Below are 18834 nucleotides of genomic sequence, written 5' to 3' on the forward strand. Positions count from 1 at the left end.
GTGGCCCGAGCTCGAGATCGGCAAGAACTCGGTGATTCCCTGAACGAGGCCCAAGATGAGTGCTTCGAGTGCTGTCACGAGAGACCAAGTTACCATGCCAGCGGCTATCGCGAGCCGGCAGGGTCACAGCCAAGGCCGGAAACCCTGTGGGAACATGCCGGCTTTTGCGCACCTGCTCAGCCGGCGCCGATCCCCAGAATCGCGGTGGCGATGGAGAAGTAGACGATCAACCCGACCGCATCCGCGATCGAGGTGATGAGTGGCCCGCTCGCCACGGCCGGGTCGAGCTTCAGCTTGGTGAGGATAAAGGGCAGGATCATGCCGATGAGGTTGGTCAAGACGAGCATGATGACCATGGTCAGGAGCACGATCGAACCGAGCTGCATACCGATCTCCGCGCCACCACGAATCAAGCCGAGGATAAAGCCCATCGCGCCAAGGGTCACGCCGATAGCCAAACCGATGCCTGCTTCCTTGAGCAGCACCCGCGTCCACTGATGCAGCTTCACGTCTCCGGTGCTGATGGCGCGAATCATCATGGTGGCGGACTGCGAGCCCGCGTTCCCGCCGGTATCGATAATCAGGGGGATGAAGAACGCTAATGCCACGAGCGCCTCGAGTGCCTCCTCGTACGCCGCGATGATGCCCGAGGAGACCAGGTTGACGAGCACCAGCGCCGCCAGCCACACGATACGGCTGCGGTACAAGACGCTCAAGCCGGCCTCCCAGTAGCTCGAGCGCAGCGGCACCACCCCACCGACCCGGTGGAAGTCCTCGGTGGCTTCCTCTTCCGCGACGTCGAACACATCGTCAACCGTGACGATGCCGATGAGCACGCCGGTCGTATCGACCACCGGCAGGGCCACCCGGTCGTAGCGTCGCATGCGCCGGACGGCCTCCTCGCGGTCGTCGGTCGCCTGGAGGCTCACGAAGGTATCGTCCATGATGTCTTCGATGCGCGCGTCCGGATCGGCCAGCACCAGACGGCGCAAGGGCATGTCGTCGATCAAGCGCCAGTCTTTGTCCACCACATAGATGACGTTCGCGGTTTCGCTCTCGTGCCCCCGCTTGCGGATGTGCTCCAAGGCCCGGCTGACCGTCCAGTCCGGCTTGATGGCCAGGTAGTCCGGCGTCATCAGGCGGCCGACGCTGTCCTCGGGATAGCCGAGCAGCAGCCGGGCCTCCGCCAGGTCCTCGGGAGACAGGAGGTTCAGCATCCGCTGCGTCACCTGCCCCGGCAGCTCTCCCAGCAGGTAGGTGCGGTCGTCGGGGTTGAGGTCCTCGAGCAGGCGTTTGGCTTCCTTGTCGGTAAGCTCGAGGAGCAGCGCGTCTCGCGTCTCGCCCTCGAGCGAGGCGAGCACTTCCGTGGCGATCCGGCGAGGCAGGGCGCGAAACAGCAGCACCCGGTCGGGTTTATTCAGGCTCAGGAGGGTATCCACCAGTTCCGGTGCGACCGTTTCTACGTCCGGCCAGTCCAGGTGGTCGGCAGCGAGTTGCTTCCAGCGCCCCTCCTCGATGAGGCGCTGAATGTCGCGCGGTAAGGTGGTGGTGTATTCAGGCATGATGCAACCTCCAGGGCAGGCAACGGGCACCTGCGTGGGTAGGGCGAAGGAGGAAGCGGTCCTCCAGTAGGGCTCAGGATCACCCTCGCCTTACTGCTAGCCTTTAGAGGTCACTCAGGAGAACAGAATGGGCAGGACGATCCGCTCGGATGAAGTAGGTGACGGCGGTTCGGTCTTTGAACTGTGGTACATCTCGTCAGCGGACAAGAGCGTCCTCCCCTCAACTATGATGGCGGTTGATGATGGCGGTTTGCCTTCAAACCTCATCTAGCCTAGATGAAAACCGTGATGAGGTCAACCCGCGCTGACATCCAGCAATCCAGCAATGCGCTTTTTGCCACTTTTGGACTTTCGTGTTAAGATTAAAAGCTGCCGACTCTATCAAGAGTGGGCAAGCCTTGCCAGAAGGAGGTGACCATGCACCAGTACGACCTCAACATCATCTTGAGCCCGAACCTGAACGAGGCTCAGCTTCAGACCGAGAAGGACGCCATAGCCACGCAGATCGAGCGCGTCCAGGGCGAAGTCGTCGGCGCGGACGAGTGGGGGATGAAGCGGCTGGCCTACCCAATCGAAAAGAACGCGGAGGGCTACTACCTCATCTACCGGCTCAAGCTGCCGGCCGAGGCCCCCAAGGCGCTCGCGAGCAACCTCAGATTGCGCGACAACATCATGCGCGCGCTCGTCGTTCGCGAACGCCCCGACTGGAAGACCCGCAGGGCCAAAAAGCCCGCGGCGGAAGAGGCTATAGCCTCATAGACCAGCCCCATAGACTAGCATGCAGACATCGCAGCAGCGAGACTTTTAAAGGAGAAGCATCATGGCAAGAGGACTCAACAGCGTTTATCTCGCGGGCACGCTCACCCAGGCACCGGAACTGCGCTACACCCCGGGCGGCTTGGCCATTTTGGAGCTCAACCTGGGCGGCAACGACCACGTCACCGGCAGCGACGGCCAGAGCCGCGAACTCGCCTGGTACCACCGGGTGACGGTTTTCGGCAAGCAGGCCGAGTACCTGACCGACCAGCTCCAGCAGGGCACGCCGGTCTTCGTCGACGGCCGCATCAACTACCGCACCTGGGAGGACCAGAGCGGCCAGAAGCGCAGCGCCTTGGACGTCAAGGCCGTCCGCGTCGAGGTGATGACCACCGGCTCGCGCAAGGCCGAGGCTACCGTCACCGATGCCAAGGGCCAGGAGCGCCTCCGCGACGCCCTCAACCAGGTGACCATCATCGGCAACCTGATCAAGGACGCCGAGCTGCGCTACACGCCCGGCGGCGACGCCGTGACGCGCTTCGTGGTGGCGGTCAACGAGCAGTACCGCGACCGCAGCGGCCAGGACCAGGAGAGCGTGCATTTTGTTGAGGTGAACGTGTGGCGCGAGCTCGCCGAGGGCTGCGCCGAACTTGCCAAGGGCGACCCCGTGTTCGTCAGCGGACGCCTGGTGACGGACAACTGGACCGACAAAGACGGCAACCGTCAATTCAAGACCAAGATTGAAGGTTCGCGCGTCGAATACTTGACCCGTGGCCCCGGTGGAGGTGGCACCGGCGCCCGTCCCGCCCAGGCCGGCCAGCAGGCCGGTCCTGACAAGGACGACCGAGCGAGTCAGAAGTTAGACATCGACGAGGAATTTCCACCTGAAGAGGATCTACCCTTCTAATGGCACAAAGACCGCAACGAGGAACAGCATCAAAAGGCAAGGACAGAGACCGCGACAAGCGCGGCGGCAGACGCCCCCGCAAGCCCAAGGTCTGCCAGTTTTGCACGGGCGAGCTCGAGGTGACCGAATACCACGAGGGCCGCATGTTGCGCCGCTTCATCTCGGACACGGCGAAGATCTTGCCTCGCCGCCGCACCGGGGTGTGCGCCAAGCACCAGCGTAGGCTTGCCACCACCATCAAGCGCGCGCGGGTTCTCGCGATTATCCCCATCACCGAAAAGCTGGTCCGCAAATGAACCTGATCCTGCTCGAGCCCGTCGACAACTTGGGCGACGCCGGCGAAATGGTCAAGGTGCGGCCGGGCTATGCCCGCAACTTTTTGATTCCGCAGGGCCTGGGGCTGCCCGCCACCAAGGCCAACCAGCGCGAGCTCGAGGCCAGGCTGTCGCAGCGCGCCAAGCTCCTCTCCGAGCGCAAGGCCGACGCCGAGCGCCTGCGTGAGATGCTCGAGGGGGCCAAGGTCGAGATGAGGACGCGTGCCGGCGAGGGCCGCATCTACGGCTCGATCGGCACGCGCGACATCGCCGAGGCCATCGAGGCCCAGTACGGTACCCAGATCGACCGCCGCAAGATCAATCTCGACAATCCCATCAAGGAACTCGGCGACTACACCGTCACCTACAAGCCCCACCCCGAGGTGCCCATCGAGGTCACCGTGTCGGTGGTGGCCGACGAAGAAGCCTAGCGCGGGCCAGACTCGCATAAAAAAGGACGGCCTCAGCCGTCCTTTTTTATGGGTATAGTTTTTATGGGTATAGAAGGTGCGCCGAACCTCAAAACTCTTCGTCGTCTAGCTCTTCGTCGTCTAGCTCTTCGTCGTCGAGCTCTTCGTCGTCGAAGTCCTCGTCGTCTAGCTCGCCGAAGTCCTCGAGGTCGGCGCTGTCCTCGTCGAGGTCGTCGAGGTCATCCCCATCCGTTCCGCCCAGCTCATCCAAGATGCTGTTCTCGTGCTCGTAGGCGTCACCCGGCCTCTCCCCTTCCAGGATGGGCCTGCTCGGGTCGCGCCCCTGTTCGCCGCCGCGGTTGTCGGACACGGTCTACCTCCTTGGCCAAGACTCTAGCGGCTGCCCGGTTACCAAATCCTGAGCCGCCCGTGCGGGCTTGAAGCTCAGGACCTGACGCGCTCGACCCGGATCAGGTTGGTCGTGCCGCGCACGCCGAAGGGCACGCCGGCGGTGATCACGTAGCGGTCGCCCAGGGCGGCGATGCCGGACTCGTGGATGCAGCGGTTGGCGACCTCGACCATCTCGTCGGTGTTGTGGATCTCGTGCCCCAGCATGGGAAAGACGCCCCAGGCGACGCTCATCTGGCGAAAGGCGCGCTCGTTGGGGGTGATGGCCAAGATCGGCACGGCCGGACGGTTGCGCGACACCCTGAGGGCGGTCACGCCCGACGAGGTGAAGGAGACGATCACCTTGGCGTTCAGGGTGTAGGCCATCTGGCAGGACGCCAAGGAGACCGAATCGGCGATGGTGTTCTCGGGCTTGGGATAGCTGTCGCGCATGTTGCGCTGGTACTCGGGGTCGGACTCGACCGACAGCGCGATGCGACCCATCATCCTGACCGCCTCGACGGGATAAGAGCCGATGGCGGTCTCGGCCGAGAGCATGACCGCGTCGGTGCCGTCGTAAATCGCGTTGGCCACGTCCGAAGCCTCGGCGCGGGTGGGGGTGGGGTTGTGGATCATCGACTCGAGCATCTGGGTGGCGGTGACGACCGGCTTGCCGGCCTCGACCGAGGCGCGGATCAGCCGCTTCTGGACGAGCGGCACCCGCTCGGGCGGCATCTCCACGCCTAGATCGCCCCTCGCCACCATGACGCCGTCGACTTCGCTCAGGATCTCCTCGAAGCGCTCGACCGCGCCTGGCTTTTCGATCTTGGCCATGAGCTTGGCGCGGCTGCCCGCCCGAGCCAGATAGTGGCGGGCCAGGAGCAGGTCGTCGCGGCTGCGCACGAAGCTCATCGCCACCCAGTCGACGTTGAGCTCGGCGCCGTAGATCAGGTCCTCGACGTCCTTGTCGGTGAGGGCGGGGATTGACAGCTTGGCCGCGGGCAGGTTGATGCCCTTGTTGTTCGAGAGTATGCCGCCCAGGGTCACCTCGGTGCGGATGGTTTCGCCTGTGATGGCAGTGACCTTGAGCCCCAGTCTGCCGTCGTCGAGGAGCAGGTTGTCGTCGAGCTTGACGTCCGCGTAGAGGTTTTTGTAGGTGACGCCGACGCGCTCGCTGTTGCCGGGGGAATCGTCGTCGCAGGTCAGGTCGAAGCGCTGCCCCGCCTCGAGCTCGGCCTTGCCCTCCTCGAACCTGCCGACGCGAATCTTGGGCCCCTGCAAGTCCTGCAAGACGCCGACGGGCTGGCCCAGGCGCTTGGCGTGCTCGCGGATCAGACCGATGTTGCTCCTGTGCACCTCCTTGCTGCCGTGCGAAAAGTTGAGCCGGAAGACGTTGACGCCCGCCTCCATGAGCCTGACGATCATCTCGGGTGTGCTGGTAGCCGGCCCGATGGTCGCCACGATGCGGGTGCGGCGCTGCATGGCGCTCACTGCCTGGGAGGCTCTCGCAGGGGGGCCTTTTGTGCGGGGGCCTTTTGTGCGGGGGCCTTTTGTGTAGGAGTCTTATGTGCAAAGGCCCTCCCGCCCAAAAAGCGCGCGCTGTCGCCGAGTTCGTCCTCGATCATGAGCAGGCGGTTGTACTTGGCCAGGCGGTCGCTGCGGCTGGCCGAGCCCGTCTTGATCTGTCCGGCGTTGACCCCTACCGCCAGGTCGGCGATAAAGGTGTCCTCGGTCTCGCCGCTGCGGTGGCTGATCATGCTGCGGTAGCCGTTGGACTTGGCGAGTTCGATGGCGTCCAGTGCCTCCGAGAGCGTGCCGATCTGGTTGACCTTGATGAGAATCGCATTGGCCACGCTCTCGTCGATGCCGCGCTGCAAAAAGTCGACGTTGGTGACGAACAGGTCGTCGCCGACGAGCTGGCACTTGTGGCCGATGGCCGCGGTCAGCTTGGCCCAGCCCGCCCAGTCGTCCTCGGCCAGGCCGTCCTCGAGGGATAGAATCGGATAGCGCGCCACCCAGTCCTGCCAGAAAGCGATCATCTCGTCGGATGAGAGCACCTTGCCCTCGGCGTCCAGGTGGTAATGCCCGTCCCGATAGAACTCGCTGGCGGCGGGGTCCAGGGCGATGGCGATGTCTTCGCCCGGCGTGTAGCCGGCCCTCTCGATGGCCTCGAGGATGACCTCGACCGCCTCCTGGTTGGACTTCAGATCCGGGGCGAAACCGCCCTCATCGCCGACGTTGGTGTTGTAGCCGCGCTCCTGCAGGACCTTCCTCAGCTGGTGAAAGGTCTCGACGCCGGCGCGGAGCGCTTCGGAAAAGTGCCCAAAGCCGATGGGCGCCAGCATGAACTCCTGAGCGTCGACCTTGTTGTCGGCGTGCCTGCCGCCGTTGATGACGTTCATCAACGGCACCGGCAGGGTGCGCGCGCCGACGCCGCCCAAGTAGCGGTAGAGCGGCTGATCGTAAGCGGTGGCGACGGCACGCGCGGCGGCCAAGGATACCGCCAAGATGGCGTTGGCGCCCAGCTTGCCCTTGTTCTTGGTGCCGTCCAAGGCGACCAGCGTCGCGTCTAGACCGACCTGGTCGGCGGCGTCGAAGCCCTCGATGACCGGTGCGATGGACAAGTTGACGTTGTCCACGGCCGTCCGGACGCCCTTGCCGAGGTAGCGGTCGCCGCCGTCACGCAGTTCGGCCGCCTCGTGGCTGCCCGTCGAGGCGCCCGAGGGCACCACCGCGTAACCTTCGAAGCCGCTGCTCAGGATCACCCTGGCGCCGACCGTCGGATTGCCCCTCGAGTCCAAGACCTCGAGGCCGTGTACCACTTCTATGTCCGTCATCTGTGTCCTCCCACTGCGTTCTCCACCGCGTTCTGCTACGCTCGTTTCGGTGTCCTCTGCCGGTACGGGGCTTATCCGTCGCACAACAGCACACGACAGCCTTTAGTCTACTACCCCGCCCCCTTCACAGCGTCAGCCCGTCTGAAGAGTCGGCACGCTAGCCCGTGCGCAGCGGCACCACCATGGCGAAGTAGCTGGGCTCGGCGAGGCTGGCCAGCACGCTCGGGCTGGTCGTTCCCGAGAGCGAGAGGCGCAAGTCGCCGTCCATCGGCGCGAGCGCGTCCACCAGATACTTGGCGTTGTAGGCCACGGCGATCTGCGACTCGTCGCCCTCTTGTACGACCTCCAGCGACTCCTGTGAGCGCCCGTAAGCCCCCTCGGCGGTGATCTGCAGGCGGCCATCCTTCAAAAAGAGGTCCACGCGGTTATTCGACGTTTTATCGGCCATCACCGCGACCCGCGCGACGGCTTCCGCCAGCGCCCCGGCCGCCATGACCAGCGAGAGCGCGAACTGCTTGGGAATCACCCGGCTGTAGTCGGGAAAGTCACCCTCCATCAGCTTGACGTTGAGCTTGACCTGGCCGCTCCTGAGCGAGAGCTGGCCGTCCATGAGCTCGAGTGCCACCTCTCCCCCGCTCAACACCTTGACGAGCTCGTCGACGCTGCGCGCCGGGATGACCAGATTGCCCGACAGCCCGCTCGAGTCCTCAAGGTGGTAATAGGCCAGGCGGAAGCCGTCGGTGGCGACCGCCCGCGTCCGGCCGTCGGCGAGCTCGAGCTTGACCCCGCGAAAGATGGCCTGGTACTCGGCCACGGCGGCGGCGTAGCGCACGTGGGCAAGGGCCCTACCCAAGGTCGCCCCGTCGAACCCTCCGCGGTAGCTCTCGGGAAAGCGCAGTTCCGGAATGCCGCCGGCGTCGGCGAGCTGCAAACTGGTGTCGTAGGAACCCGAGCGAATCTCCACCTCGCGCTCGGAAAAGTCGAGTTCGACGAGCTCGCCCGGTAGCGCCCGGACGACCTGGCTGAAGACCTGAGCGGGCACGGCCACCGTGCCCGTGCCCTTCACGTCGGCCGGCAGACGGCTCTCGATGTCGAGGTCCATGTTGCTGCCGGAAAAGGTGAGGCCACTGTCGGTAAGACTATCGGTGAGCTCGAGCTTGAGAAGGCTCAAGCTGGGGTTGCTGCTTCTGCTTGGAATGATGCGCTCGACATGGCCTAGGCTATCGAGCAACTGCCTCTTGGGAACCTGAACGTTCATGCTTTCTCCTCATAAAGAAGACCTGATCCAAGAAAAACACGGTGGGCGAATCTAACCACTCTTAAAAGGAACCCCTCTATATAGTAGGGCCTGTGGAAACTGTGGAAAAGTGGCGTTCGACCCGTCCTGAATAGAGAACAGCCTGTGGATAATTTTGTGGATAACTCGCCCTTTCCTGTGGATAAGTGCCCGACTTATCCACAGCTTTCCACAGGCCCCTCCAAGACCCCGGTTATCCACAGCTTCGTCCACAGCTTATCCACAGCTTATCCACAGACTTATCCACAGGAAAGGAGGCCATAAAATGAGAGAAAGATGTAAAAGATGATAAAAAAGAGAGCGGATTGAGCCAAGGATTCAAGAGCTTGCGGAGGTTCACAGCAAGCTGCCCTTGATCGTCCGGACGCTGCTGCTCAGCTCGTCGTCCGAGCCCAGATGCCGGCTGACCTTTTGAACGGCGTACATGACCGTCGAGTGGTCGCGGCCCGAAAAGTACTGGCCGATCTCCGGGTAGGAGTGCGGCGTCAGCTCGCGGATGAGGTACATCGCTACCTGGCGGGGGACGACCAGTTCATGTCGCCGCCCCTTCGAGCGCAGGTCGGTGGCTTCGACCTCGAAGTGCCGGGCGGTGGCTAGGAGAATGTCCGGCATGGAGAGGTTGAGCTCGCTGGGCATATAGACGTCAGCCAGGGCGCGAGCGGCGGTCTGTCTGCTAAGGTCGGTCTGGTTGAGGCTGGCGTAGACGATCACGCGCACCAGGGCGCCCTCGAGCTCGCGGATGTTCGAGGTCACCTGACGGGCGATGTAGTCGATCACCTCGCTGGGAATCTTGACGCCTCTATACTCCGCGTTCATCTTGAGGATGGCGATGCGGGTCTCCAACTCGGGCGCCTGGATGTCGGTGATGAGGCCCCACTCGAAGCGGCTGCGCAGGCGGTTTTCCAGGGTGGGGATGTCCTTGGGCGGCCGGTCGGAGGAGAGGATTATCTGCTTGCCCGACTCGTAGAGCGCGTTGAAGGTGTGGAAGAACTCCTCCTGGGTGCGCTCCTTGCCGGCGATAAACTGCACGTCGTCGACGAGCAAGAGGTCGATCGAGCGGTAGCGGTCGCGAAAGGCTACCATCTTGTCCTCGCGGATGGCGTTGATGAGGTCATTGGTGAAGGTTTCGGTGGTCACGTACTCGACCCGCAGCTTGGGAAAGCGCTCGGCGACGGCGTGGCCGACCGCGTGCATGAGATGCGTCTTGCCCAGGCCCGCCTCGCCGTAGATGAAAAAGGGGTTGTAGGCGCGCCCCGGCGCCTCGGCCGTGGCCAAGGCCGCCGCGTGGGCCAGGTTGTTGTTGGGCCCGACGACGAAGTTGGTGAAGACGTACTTTTCGTTGAGGCGGGGTTTGCTGACCGGCCCCGACTTCTCCTCGGCGCTGCTGAAGATGTCTTGCTGCTCCGAGGTCTTAAAGGGCACGACCTGAAAGCCCACCCGGGGCGAGGAGGCGCCCAGGTCGCGCAAGGCCCTTTCGATCACGACGGCGTAGTGGTTCTTGAGCCAGTCGCGAGCAAAGGAGTGAGGCACGCCGATCATGAAGGTGCCGTCCTCGATGCCGAGCGGCCGTACCTGCTTGAACCAGGTGCGAAACTCGACCTCGGGAATCTGCGTCTTGACGAAGTCGAGGATATCCTCCCAGATGGCGTTCTCTTGTCTCAGCATAGCGTGGTCAGCATAAGCACTCGGTCCTTCGCCGCGAGGTTCGCAGGGGTGTGTCCACGGGGGTTGGTCCAGCAAAGCAGTCTACCAAATTCTCCGCGCCACCCTTAATGTGACGCCTGATACTATACCAGGGCGGCGCCGGCCCTAGCGTAAAGGCTGGCTAGGGACGGCTAGGATGAGTGGAGTGAGGTTCGAAGGATGAAGGTTGACGTAATCGTAGTAGGAGGCGGACATGCCGGCATCGAGGCCGCGCACGCGGCGGCGAAGTTGGGCGTGGCCGTCGCTATGGTCTTGCCCAACCCCGACAAGATCGGGCTGATGCCCTGCAATCCCGCCGTGGGCGGGCCGGGCAAGTCGCAGCTCGTCTTCGAGTTGCACGCGCTCGGTGGGGTGATGGGCCGGCTTGCCGACGAGACGGCTATCCACGCGCGCACCCTCAACGCCAGCAAGGGGCCGGCGGTGCAGTCCCTGCGGGTCCAAAACGAGCGCGACGGCTACGCTACGGCGGCGCGGGCCCTCGTCGAGAGCACCCCCGGCATCAGCATCGTCCGCTCCGAGGTGGCGAGCATTCTCAGCCACGCCGGCCGGGTCGGCGGGGTGACCCTGGCGGACGGCCGCGAGCTCGCCGCGCCGAGCGTCGTGCTCTGCACGGGAACTTTCCTTACCGGGGTGGTGTGGTACGGCAAGCAGCAGCGCTCGGCGGGACGGCAGGGCGAGGCCCCGGCGCGCTACCTCTCGGCGAGCCTGCGCGCCACGGGCCACAACCTGCTGCGCTTCAAGACCGGCACGCCGCCGCGCATCCGCGCCGACTCGGTGGATTTTTCGGTCCTCGAGGTCGTGCCCGCCGATGATCCTCCCGGCTCCTTCAGCGGCAGACCGGGTCCACGCGCCACCACTTCGCCGACCTGGCTGACCCACACCACCGAGAGGACGCACGCGCTCATTCAGGCCAACCTCGAGCACTCGGCCATGTATGGGGGCGGCATCCACGGCCAGGGGCCGCGCTACTGCCCCTCGATCGAGGACAAGGTGGTCCGCTTCGCCGACAAGGACCGCCACCTTCTCTTCGTCGAACCCGACGGCCTAGAAACCAGCGAAGTCTACTTGCAGGGCTTCTCGAGCTCGATGCCGCCGATTCTCCAAGACGAGATGATCCGCACCCTGCCGGGCTTTGAGCACTCGGCTATCCACCGCTACGCCTACGCCGTCGAGTACGACGTACTCGACCCCAGCCAGTTGGACTTGAGCATGATGTCGAAGCGCCTCCCTGGCCTCTTCAGCGCCGGTCAGGTCAACGGCACCAGCGGCTACGAGGAGGCTGCCGTCCAGGGGCTGATCGCGGGCCTCAACGCGGCCCGCTACGCGGCCGGCGCAAGGGCCGTGAGCCTGCGCCGCGACCAGGGCTATATCGGCGTTCTGCTCGACGAACTGGTGCGCTGGGGCATCGACGAGCCCTACCGCATGTTGACCTCCAGAAATGAGTACCGTTTGGTCCACCGCCAGGACAACGCGCTCGAGCGGCTCTTGCCCGTCGCCGTCGACTGGGGTATGGCCACAGCAGGGGAGCTGCGCGCGCTGCAGGAGAGCGAGGCGCGGGTCAAGCAGGAGCTCGAGCGTCTGGAGCGGACCCGCGTGGAGGGTGTCCCGGCCAGCACGCTGATGCGCCGGCCTCAGGCCAGTTACGCTAAGGTCGTGGCCCAGATAGGCCCGAGCACCACCGAACTTACGCCCGCTGAGGCGCGCAAGGTCGAGGTGCTGAGCAAGTACGCGGCCTATATCGAACGCAGCCAGCGCGATCTGGAGGCGCGCAAGGACCACGAGACGTTGAGCTTGGCTGGAATCGACTACCATAGGGTCGCCAGCCTCTCGCACGAGGGCCGTAATGCCTTGCAACGCCAGCTTCCCGCTACCCTCGGCGCAGCACAGCGCCTCAGAGGGGTGAGAGACAGCGACATCACCGCAGTGCTCGTTCACCTCAAGAGCGGACGCGTTTCACGTGAAACAGCAGCGGCATGACCGCTTAAGGACGTTTCAAGACCTTCTTCGCCGCTACCACCGCACCCTCGATCTGCTCTCCCCCACCGGTCTGGCCGACCTGCCACAGCTTGTAGAGGAAGCGCTTCTCTATCCCCAGGTGCTCGCGCGCCCTATCAAAGAGGGTACGCGCTGGCTCGATCTCGGCTCGGGTGCCGGGCTGCCCGCCCTGCCCCTGGCGATTGTGCGGCCGGACCTAAGCTTTACGCTGGTCGAGCGCCGCCGCCGCCGCGCGGCCTTTTTGAATCTGGTCAGGGCTCAGCTCGCGCTCGACAATGTCTCGGTGGTCGCGGACGACGTCGGTAGCTACCGGCCAACCGCGAGCTACCCGGTAATCAGCGCCCAGGCGGTGGGAAACTTCTCGCTCGTCTACGCCCTGACGCGGCATCTTCAGGCCGACAGAGTCAGCCTGGTCTCGCGCAAGGGCCCGGACTGGCGCAGCGAGGTAGGCGACCTCGAGCGGATGGTGCGGCAGCGCGCTCTGGAGAGCCGTGAACTTGTGTTACCGAGACATGGTAGGCTGGCCTCCGTGACCATTTCCGGAGGCCTGCCATGCCCACCCTTGGCGTGATCAACCAAAAAGGTGGGGTAGGGAAGACCACGACGGCGATCAACCTGGCCGCCTCGCTGGCCGCGCACCGGCGCGTCCTGCTCATCGACCTGGATCCCCAGGCCAATGCCTCGAGCGGGTTGGGCATCGTAAAGCCGGACAAGACCATCTACGATGTGCTGTCGGGCACGGTGCCGGCGCGTCAGGCCGTGCGCGACACCCCGGAACCGGGGTTGAAGATCCTGCCGGCTTCGGCTGACTTAGCTGGCGCCGCGCTCGAGCTCGATGCCAGCGAGGACAACATGCGTCTGCTCGCTAGAGCCCTCACCGGCGTCAGGCCGAACTTCGACTTCATCATCCTCGACGCTCCGCCCACCATCGGCGCGCTCACCTTGAACGCGCTGGCCGCCGCCGACTTTCTGATCATCCCGCTGCAGACGGAGTACTACGCGCTCGAGGGCGTCGCCGGCATGATGGAGACGGTCGAGCGGGCGCGTAGCTCGCTCAACCCGCAGTTGCAGATCCTGGGCATCCTCCTCACCATGTTCGACGGTCGCACCAAGCTGTCGCAGGAGGTCGAGGAGAATGTCCGCAAGCACTTTGAAAGGCTCACCTTTGAGACCGTGATCCCTCGCAACGTCAAGCTCGCCGAGGCACCCTCCTACAGCCTGCCCATCCACCACTATGCGCCGGCCTCTCAGGGTGCCGCCGCCTATCGACGCCTAGCCGAGGAGGTGCTGCAGCGTGTCTACTAAGCGCAAGGGGCTGGGCCGGGGCCTCGACGCCCTGCTGCCGCCCAAGCGAGAGGACGGCTTGCAGGAGCTCGAGCTCAGCCTGCTCAAGGCTTCGCCCGGGCAACCCAGAAAGCAGTTCGACCCCGAGGCGATCGCCGAACTCGCGGCGTCCATCGCGGAAAAGGGCGTTTTGCAACCCCTGCTGGTGAGGCCCGCCGCCGGGGGTTACGAGATCGTGGCGGGGGAGAGGCGTTTCCGTGCCGCCCAGCAGGCCGGGCTCAGCAAGGTGCCCGCCATCGTCCGCTCCTTGAGCGACCAGGAGACGCTCGAGATCGCCATCATCGAGAACTTGCAGCGCGAGAACCTCAACCCCGTGGAGGAAGCCCGGGCCTTTGCTCAGCTTCTGGACTTCGGCCTCAGCCAGGAGGCCGTCGCCAGGTCGGTGGGGAAGAGCAGAAGCGCCGTCGCCAACACCCTGCGTCTGCTCAAGCTGCCCGAGGCCGCGCTGGCCGCGCTCGCGCGCGGCCAGCTCAGCGCCGGGCACGCCCGCGCCCTGTTGGCCCAGCCGGGCGCGGATCAGAACTGGGCCCTGGAGCAGATTCTTTCACAAGGTCTCTCGGTGCGCCAGGCCGAGCGGCTCGAGCGCAAGGAGGCGCCGCCGCTCCGCCCCCGAAGCGCACACGCTCACGCGCAGCTCGAACACCAGCTCGCGGCCCAGTGGGGCACCCAGGTCAAGATCAGGGGCGATAAGAAGGGCAAGGTAGAACTCTACTTCTACTCGAGCGAAGACCTCGAGCGCCTGCTCGAGCTCCTGCACTACCGGACTTAGACCGGTGTTTCACGTGAAACACCGACGAACCCCCAGCTTCACCAGGCGTGCCTCTATAAAAACGATTGCAGAAACACCTGTAGAAACACCTGTAGAAACACCTGTAGAAACGACGCTTTGCGGCTCGAGCGGCCTCTTTATTCCCGGTCTCCGGACCCCACCTTGAGGAGGGTAAGATGAAAACACCCATTCGCGTTGCGGTTACCGGCGCCGCCGGCCAGATTTCCTACTCGCTGCTCTTTCGTATTGCCGCGGGCGAGATGCTCGGCAAGGATCAACCCGTCGTTCTTCAGCTTCTGGAGATCACGCCTGCCCTGAAGGCGCTTCAGGGGGTCGAGATGGAACTCAGAGACTGTGCTTTCCCGCTGCTGCACGACGTCGTCACGACCGACGAGGCTGCGGTCGCCTTTGGCGAGGTGGACTATGCTCTTCTGGTAGGGGCGCGGCCGCGGGGGCCGGGGATGGAGAGAAAAGATCTGTTGGAGGCCAACGGTGCTATCTTTACCGGGCAGGGAAGAGCGCTCAACGATCATGCCAAGCGAACGGTCAAGGTGCTGGTAGTCGGCAATCCTGCCAATACCAATGCCCTCATCGCCCTGCACAGCGCTCCCGACCTCGAGCCCAGCCAGTTCAGCGCCATGACGCGCCTCGATCACAACCGGGCGATCAGCCAGCTCGCCATGAAGACCGGCCAACCTGTCCAAGAGATCAAAGGCATGATCATCTGGGGCAACCATTCGGCGACGCAGGTGCCCGACCTCAGCCACGCCACGGTTGCCGGCAAGGCTGCTCCCTCTCTGGTCGAGGAGAGGTGGTTGACGGAGAGCTTCATCCCGACCGTCCAAAAGCGCGGTGCCGCCATCATCGAGGCGAGGGGGCTGTCGAGCGCCGCTTCCGCCGCCTCGGCGGCCATCAACCATATGCGCGACTGGGCCTATGGTACGGCCGCTGGCGATTGGGTCAGCATGGCCATTCCCAGCGACGGCAGCTACGGGGTAGAGGAGGGGCTTGTCTACTCCTACCCCGTCACCGTCAGCGAGGGCAAGGTCGAGATCGTTCAAGGTCTGAGCGTCGCTGACGCCGTTGGGGAGCGAATGCGCTCGAGCGAACAGGAACTCAAGGAAGAGCGGGCATCGGTCGAGCACCTTCTCTAGGACGGCGTAGTTCTAGGGGTGGTGTCGGGGCCACCAAGGCAAAAACGAGCGCCTCATGGTGAGGCGCTCGTTCTATGGGAATCAGGCTTGACGTTTAGTTTGTGCTTTCGCCTTCTTCTTCTTCTTCGGGCTCGAGCTCTTCACCCTCGTCGGCTTCCTGGGTGGCGTCTTGTTCCTGCTCCCGCTGGGCGGTCATCGCGTCCTCTTCGGTACCGCCGCCGAGCCTCGAGTCCACGACCTTGACGTAGCCAATAGCATAGTCTTCGAAGGTCGTACCGGTAATGAAGACGGTGTAGACGTAACCGGGCTCGAAGTCGGCATCGGCCAGGTCGAGCAGAATGTTTTGCGGCTCGGCACCGGCGAGGCGGACTTGAAGGTTGGTCCCCTGGGCAGCTCGGAAGGCCACGTAGCCGCTGTCAGCGCCGTAGGCCACACCCCCGGCGATGACGTCTTCCGCAGCGGTGGTCACTGCAGGATCAGTGGTCACCGCAGGATCTTGCGTAGCGGGCGCGGCCGCGGTGGGAGGTGGGCTTTCGGGGGTCGTCGGGGTTGCGGGTTGCGCGGCCATCTGTTGCTGCTCCGCGGTCACGGGTTGCTCTTGCTGGCGCAGTTGCGCGGCCTCGTCGCCCTCGGATTCCTGAAGGGTCACGTCGACAGAAGCGGTTTCACCCTCGGCGACTTCGACCTCTTCGCCGGCAGCTTCATAACCTTGGCGGGTCGCGCTGACGACGTAGGTGCCAGGGACGAGGTTGGTCAGCGTCTGCGAACCGCTCAAGTCGCTTTCATAACCATCGGGACCGACGACGCTTATCACGGTGTCGGCAGGCTCGACAACGACCTCGAGCATGCCCATGCCCTCTTGCTGAACCTCTTGCTCTGCGGTTTGCTCTGCGGTGGCCGCGGGCTGCTCCGTCGTGGCAGGCTGCTGCGCGGTGGCTGCGGGCTCAGCTTGCGTTTGCGTCGCTGCGCCTCTTATAACCACGAGGTCCACCTCAGGCGAGCCGGCCGAGGCATGGATGACGCGCACATGCGTGTCGCCGGCAGCGGGGAAGTTACCAGGCTCGTCATCAAAGCTGAAGACGCGAATGGTGAGCTCGTCTTGCTGAGCCGGGTCATCGCCGAAGAGGCCGCCGAGCCAGTCGAAGAAGCCGCCGGTATCCTGACCTTCACCGATCACGGGCTCGACACCACCATCTTGCCCTTCGATCACGAAGCCAAGCGCGGTGACGGTGTGGTAAGCGCCAGCGCCGAGGCTGACGGTGCCTTCGTAGGCAAGCGCGGACTCGTCCGCCGTGACGATCTGGACGATGTAGTTGCCGGCGATGACGGGAACATAGCCGCTCACCTGCTCATAGCTCAGGCTTTCGGGCGCCTGCACCGTCGTCGCCGGGACAGGTTCTACCACCCCGGGGTCCGCAACACCGGGCTGGGCAACACCGGGCTGCTGGGCAGCCATCTGCTGTTGCTGCTCGGCAGAGAGAACCTGCTCTTGCTGGCGCAGTTGCGCGGCTTCGTCGCCTTCGGCCTCGCCCAGGGTCAGGTTGACCGACACGGTTTCGTCCTCGGCAATATCGGCCTCTTCCGTCGCGGTATCGAAGCCCTGCCGCGTCGCGCTCACGGCGTAGGTGCCGGGCGCCAGATTGCTGAACATATGGCTTCCCTGGAAGGTGTCCTGGTAGCCACCCGGGCCTGTGACGCTGATGATCGCGTCGGCGGGTTCGACGACGACCTCGAGCACGCCCGTGCCCACTTGCTGCGTCGCGGCCGGGTCAGTGGCAGCCGGGGTAGTGGCAGCCGGGGCCGTAGTCTGTGTGCCCACCGTGCCGTCGTCCGGTATGAGCACGAGGTTGACTTCAGGTGCGTTGGGTGACAGATGAGCGAAGCGCACCATGGCATAGTCCTGACCTTCTACCAGTTGGCTTTGCTCCTGCATCTGCTGCTGTTGCGTTTGCTCCTGTGCCTGGGCTGCTGTGAGGCCAAACACGAAAAGCGATAACGTCAATACCCATAGTTTTTTCATCATTGTATTGCCTCCTTTGTTACAGCATTTCTACCCTACTGATGATCATGTAACAAAACTCTTGCTTAGGGGCTTCATCAAGGTATTTTCGTGAAGGTGTTGCCGCTCGAGGCACAGAGGCAAAATCGCCCGAACAAACAACCTGAACAAACAAACAGCGAGGAGAAACAAAGAGCGAGAGGCCCCTCTAGAGGACCTCTCAAAGAGCTTGGGTCGTCTGCTCGTTTCTAATCGCCGTTGGTGTTCTCCTCGGTCTCCTCGCCGTTCGGCGCTTCAAGCGGGCTGCTCACCAGCCTGACGTCATTCAAGACGATAACCTCGACGGGAAAGCCGGCCATGGTCGTGCCGGTGACGAAGATGGTGTAGATGGTCGCCGGCTCGAGGTCTACCGCGTCGATCTCATAGAGGACGATATCCGAACCGGCCAGACGGACGTCGAGATCATAGCCAAAGGCGCGAACGTCTGCGTAGCCGCTCACAAAGGGAAAGGCTACGTCGGCCGCGACGACGAAACTCAAGCCGGTGGGGTCGGCAAAGGCCGGATCGGTGGGCGCGACGGGCGCCGCGGGCGTCGCGGGCAGAGCCGGATCGGGAGGCACGGCGGTTACGGCTGGATCCGCCGGAACGGTGGCGACGGGCTGCTGGCGCTGCGCCTCGGCCTCCTCGCCCTCGGCCTCTTCCAGGTTCAGGGTGACGGCGGCCGCCTCCGCGGCGCTCACCTCTACCTCTTCTTGCGCCGCCTCGTAGCCCGCTCTCGTCGCCGCGATCACATACCCCCCCGGCGGCAGGTTGGTCAGGGTCTGGCCGCCCAGGAACTCCTGAACGAATCCTTCCGGGCCCTGCACCGTGACGGAAGCGTCCTCCGGCGCCACGGCGACCGCCAGGCTGCCCTGCTCCGCCGACGCTGCTGCCGCGTGCGGGGCCATCTCGGGGCTTATGCCGACCAAGCGGTCCATGTCGCTCCGCCAGGCCCACAGGTCTACATTGGCCGTACCGGGCGAAGCGTGAATGACGCGGACGTGGCTGTGGCCCGCTATCGGGAAGTTGCCGGGCTGGTCGTCATAGACCTCGAGGCGAAAGGCGAGGTCGCCGGGGTCACGGTCGGTGAAGAGACCTTCGAACCAGGTGAAGAACTCACCTTACGCAAGACCAGAGATAGCCTTCAAGCGTCTTAGCTCATCGAAAGACGCCTGAAGGGCTTTGAAGTAGAGTTTCGAGCGCAAAGCGAAGTGGTTGAGTTTGACTTCGACCCGCATCACTTCGAGCTTTACAAAGGCGTAGATAGAGGCGAAAACATGGTTGAGCTGTGTCCGCTTGGTTTTGGTAGGCGCTGCTGCTAGGGCAGTGTTGCCTTTGAGCGAAGCATGATACTCCTCCA

Annotated in this window: 20 protein-coding genes; 10 read left to right on the plus strand and 10 right to left on the minus strand. The window is 64.1% G+C overall.

Annotation, left to right across the window (positions count from 1 at the left end):
- Together M3498_16855 and mgtE are read right to left on the minus strand one after the other, a co-directional pair.
- The coding region (locus tag M3498_16855; GenBank protein ID MDQ3460940.1) for an undecaprenyl-diphosphatase at positions 1–96 on the minus strand (96 nt) is incomplete at its 3' end.
- A gap of 80 nt (positions 97–176) precedes the next feature.
- Positions 177–1562: a magnesium transporter gene (gene mgtE, locus M3498_16860; GenBank protein MDQ3460941.1), complete on the minus strand. Its 1386-nt coding sequence runs from the start codon at positions 1560–1562 to the stop codon at positions 177–179.
- 127 nt (positions 1563–1689) lie between these two features.
- Between mgtE and M3498_16865 the strand changes: the two genes are divergently transcribed.
- The 5 genes from M3498_16865 to rplI all read left to right on the plus strand — a co-directional run bounded on the left by M3498_16865 (position 1690) and on the right by rplI (position 3970).
- Entirely contained in the window at positions 1690–1833 is a 144-nt protein-coding gene (locus M3498_16865) for a hypothetical protein (GenBank protein ID MDQ3460942.1), read from the plus strand.
- Between the two features lie 146 nt (positions 1834–1979).
- Positions 1980–2321 (plus strand): 30S ribosomal protein S6, encoded by a 342-nt coding sequence (gene rpsF, locus M3498_16870; GenBank protein MDQ3460943.1) that lies wholly within the window; start codon positions 1980–1982, stop codon positions 2319–2321.
- A 61-nt stretch (positions 2322–2382) separates the two neighbouring features.
- Positions 2383–3225: a single-stranded DNA-binding protein gene (gene ssb / locus M3498_16875; protein MDQ3460944.1), complete on the plus strand. Its 843-nt coding sequence runs from the start codon at positions 2383–2385 to the stop codon at positions 3223–3225.
- Positions 3225–3521, plus strand: a complete 297-nt coding sequence (gene rpsR, locus M3498_16880) for a 30S ribosomal protein S18 (GenBank protein ID MDQ3460945.1) — start codon at positions 3225–3227, stop codon at positions 3519–3521. The genes ssb and rpsR overlap by 1 nt, the downstream gene beginning before the upstream one ends.
- Complete coding sequence (rplI, locus tag M3498_16885) at positions 3518–3970, plus strand: 50S ribosomal protein L9 (GenBank protein MDQ3460946.1); 453 nt, start codon at positions 3518–3520, stop codon at positions 3968–3970. The genes rpsR and rplI overlap by 4 nt, the downstream gene beginning before the upstream one ends.
- A gap of 88 nt (positions 3971–4058) precedes the next feature.
- On the opposite strand, the gene M3498_16890 is transcribed toward rplI, so the two are convergent.
- From M3498_16890 to dnaA, 5 genes are all read right to left on the minus strand, one after another.
- Positions 4059–4319 carry a hypothetical protein gene (locus M3498_16890; GenBank protein ID MDQ3460947.1) on the minus strand — a complete coding sequence of 87 codons (261 nt, stop codon included), beginning with the start codon at positions 4317–4319 and terminating at the stop codon, positions 4059–4061.
- 74 nt (positions 4320–4393) lie between these two features.
- Complete coding sequence (gene pyk / locus M3498_16895) at positions 4394–5818, minus strand: pyruvate kinase (GenBank protein MDQ3460948.1); 1425 nt, start codon at positions 5816–5818, stop codon at positions 4394–4396.
- Positions 5819–5823: 5 nt separating this feature from the next.
- Positions 5824–7173 (minus strand): phosphopyruvate hydratase, encoded by a 1350-nt coding sequence (gene eno, locus M3498_16900; protein ID MDQ3460949.1) that lies wholly within the window; start codon positions 7171–7173, stop codon positions 5824–5826.
- Positions 7174–7330: 157 nt separating this feature from the next.
- Positions 7331–8431: a DNA polymerase III subunit beta gene (gene dnaN, locus M3498_16905; GenBank protein MDQ3460950.1), complete on the minus strand. Its 1101-nt coding sequence runs from the start codon at positions 8429–8431 to the stop codon at positions 7331–7333.
- Between the two features lie 375 nt (positions 8432–8806).
- Positions 8807–10135 (minus strand): chromosomal replication initiator protein DnaA, encoded by a 1329-nt coding sequence (gene dnaA / locus M3498_16910; GenBank protein ID MDQ3460951.1) that lies wholly within the window; start codon positions 10133–10135, stop codon positions 8807–8809.
- 198 nt (positions 10136–10333) lie between these two features.
- Between dnaA and mnmG the strand changes: the two genes are divergently transcribed.
- From mnmG to M3498_16935, 5 genes are all read left to right on the plus strand, one after another.
- Positions 10334–12151 (plus strand): tRNA uridine-5-carboxymethylaminomethyl(34) synthesis enzyme MnmG, encoded by a 1818-nt coding sequence (gene mnmG, locus M3498_16915; GenBank protein ID MDQ3460952.1) that lies wholly within the window; start codon positions 10334–10336, stop codon positions 12149–12151.
- On the plus strand, positions 12132–12740 hold the full coding sequence (locus M3498_16920) for a class I SAM-dependent methyltransferase (GenBank protein ID MDQ3460953.1): 609 nt from the start codon (positions 12132–12134) through the stop codon (positions 12738–12740). The genes mnmG and M3498_16920 overlap by 20 nt, the downstream gene beginning before the upstream one ends.
- Positions 12722–13474 (plus strand): ParA family protein, encoded by a 753-nt coding sequence (locus M3498_16925; protein MDQ3460954.1) that lies wholly within the window; start codon positions 12722–12724, stop codon positions 13472–13474. Before M3498_16920 ends, M3498_16925 begins: the two co-directional genes overlap by 19 nt.
- Entirely contained in the window at positions 13464–14282 is an 819-nt protein-coding gene (locus M3498_16930) for a ParB/RepB/Spo0J family partition protein (GenBank protein MDQ3460955.1), read from the plus strand. Before M3498_16925 ends, M3498_16930 begins: the two co-directional genes overlap by 11 nt.
- Positions 14283–14458: 176 nt before the next feature.
- Complete coding sequence (locus M3498_16935) at positions 14459–15436, plus strand: malate dehydrogenase (protein MDQ3460956.1); 978 nt, start codon at positions 14459–14461, stop codon at positions 15434–15436.
- Positions 15437–15530: 94 nt separating this feature from the next.
- Here the strand turns inward: M3498_16935 and M3498_16940 are convergent, their stop codons facing one another.
- The 3 genes from M3498_16940 to M3498_16950 form a co-directional block, all read right to left on the minus strand.
- A complete protein-coding gene (locus M3498_16940; GenBank protein ID MDQ3460957.1) occupies positions 15531–17459 on the minus strand; it encodes a DUF4397 domain-containing protein in 1929 nt (642 codons plus the stop codon).
- 224 nt (positions 17460–17683) lie between these two features.
- Positions 17684–18412, minus strand: coding sequence for a DUF4397 domain-containing protein (locus M3498_16945; protein ID MDQ3460958.1), 729 nt, complete (start codon positions 18410–18412; stop codon positions 17684–17686).
- 183 nt (positions 18413–18595) lie between these two features.
- Positions 18596–18834 (minus strand): IS701 family transposase (locus M3498_16950; GenBank protein MDQ3460959.1); only part of this gene is annotated, 239 nt, incomplete at its 5' end.

The organism is Deinococcota bacterium, assembly GCA_030858465.1.
GTDB lineage: Bacteria > Deinococcota > Deinococci > Deinococcales > Trueperaceae > JALZLY01.

Bases quoted from the DNA above. Each gene is read 5' to 3' on its own strand.
- mgtE (MDQ3460941.1), bottom strand. From the start codon at position 1,562: ATGCCTGAATACACCACCACCTTACCGCGCGACATTCAGCGCCTCATC.
- M3498_16865 (MDQ3460942.1), top strand. From the start codon at position 1,690: ATGGGCAGGACGATCCGCTCGGATGAAGTAGGTGACGGCGGTTCGGTC.
- rpsF (MDQ3460943.1), top strand. From the start codon at position 1,980: ATGCACCAGTACGACCTCAACATCATCTTGAGCCCGAACCTGAACGAG.
- ssb (MDQ3460944.1), top strand. From the start codon at position 2,383: ATGGCAAGAGGACTCAACAGCGTTTATCTCGCGGGCACGCTCACCCAG.
- rpsR (MDQ3460945.1), top strand. From the start codon at position 3,225: ATGGCACAAAGACCGCAACGAGGAACAGCATCAAAAGGCAAGGACAGA.
- rplI (MDQ3460946.1), top strand. From the start codon at position 3,518: ATGAACCTGATCCTGCTCGAGCCCGTCGACAACTTGGGCGACGCCGGC.
- pyk (MDQ3460948.1), bottom strand. From the start codon at position 5,818: ATGCAGCGCCGCACCCGCATCGTGGCGACCATCGGGCCGGCTACCAGC.
- eno (MDQ3460949.1), bottom strand. From the start codon at position 7,173: ATGACGGACATAGAAGTGGTACACGGCCTCGAGGTCTTGGACTCGAGG.
- dnaN (MDQ3460950.1), bottom strand. From the start codon at position 8,431: ATGAACGTTCAGGTTCCCAAGAGGCAGTTGCTCGATAGCCTAGGCCAT.
- dnaA (MDQ3460951.1), bottom strand. From the start codon at position 10,135: ATGCTGAGACAAGAGAACGCCATCTGGGAGGATATCCTCGACTTCGTC.
- mnmG (MDQ3460952.1), top strand. From the start codon at position 10,334: ATGAAGGTTGACGTAATCGTAGTAGGAGGCGGACATGCCGGCATCGAG.
- M3498_16925 (MDQ3460954.1), top strand. From the start codon at position 12,722: ATGCCCACCCTTGGCGTGATCAACCAAAAAGGTGGGGTAGGGAAGACC.
- M3498_16935 (MDQ3460956.1), top strand. From the start codon at position 14,459: ATGAAAACACCCATTCGCGTTGCGGTTACCGGCGCCGCCGGCCAGATT.
- M3498_16940 (MDQ3460957.1), bottom strand. From the start codon at position 17,459: ATGATGAAAAAACTATGGGTATTGACGTTATCGCTTTTCGTGTTTGGC.
- M3498_16945 (MDQ3460958.1), bottom strand. From the start codon at position 18,412: ATGGACCGCTTGGTCGGCATAAGCCCCGAGATGGCCCCGCACGCGGCA.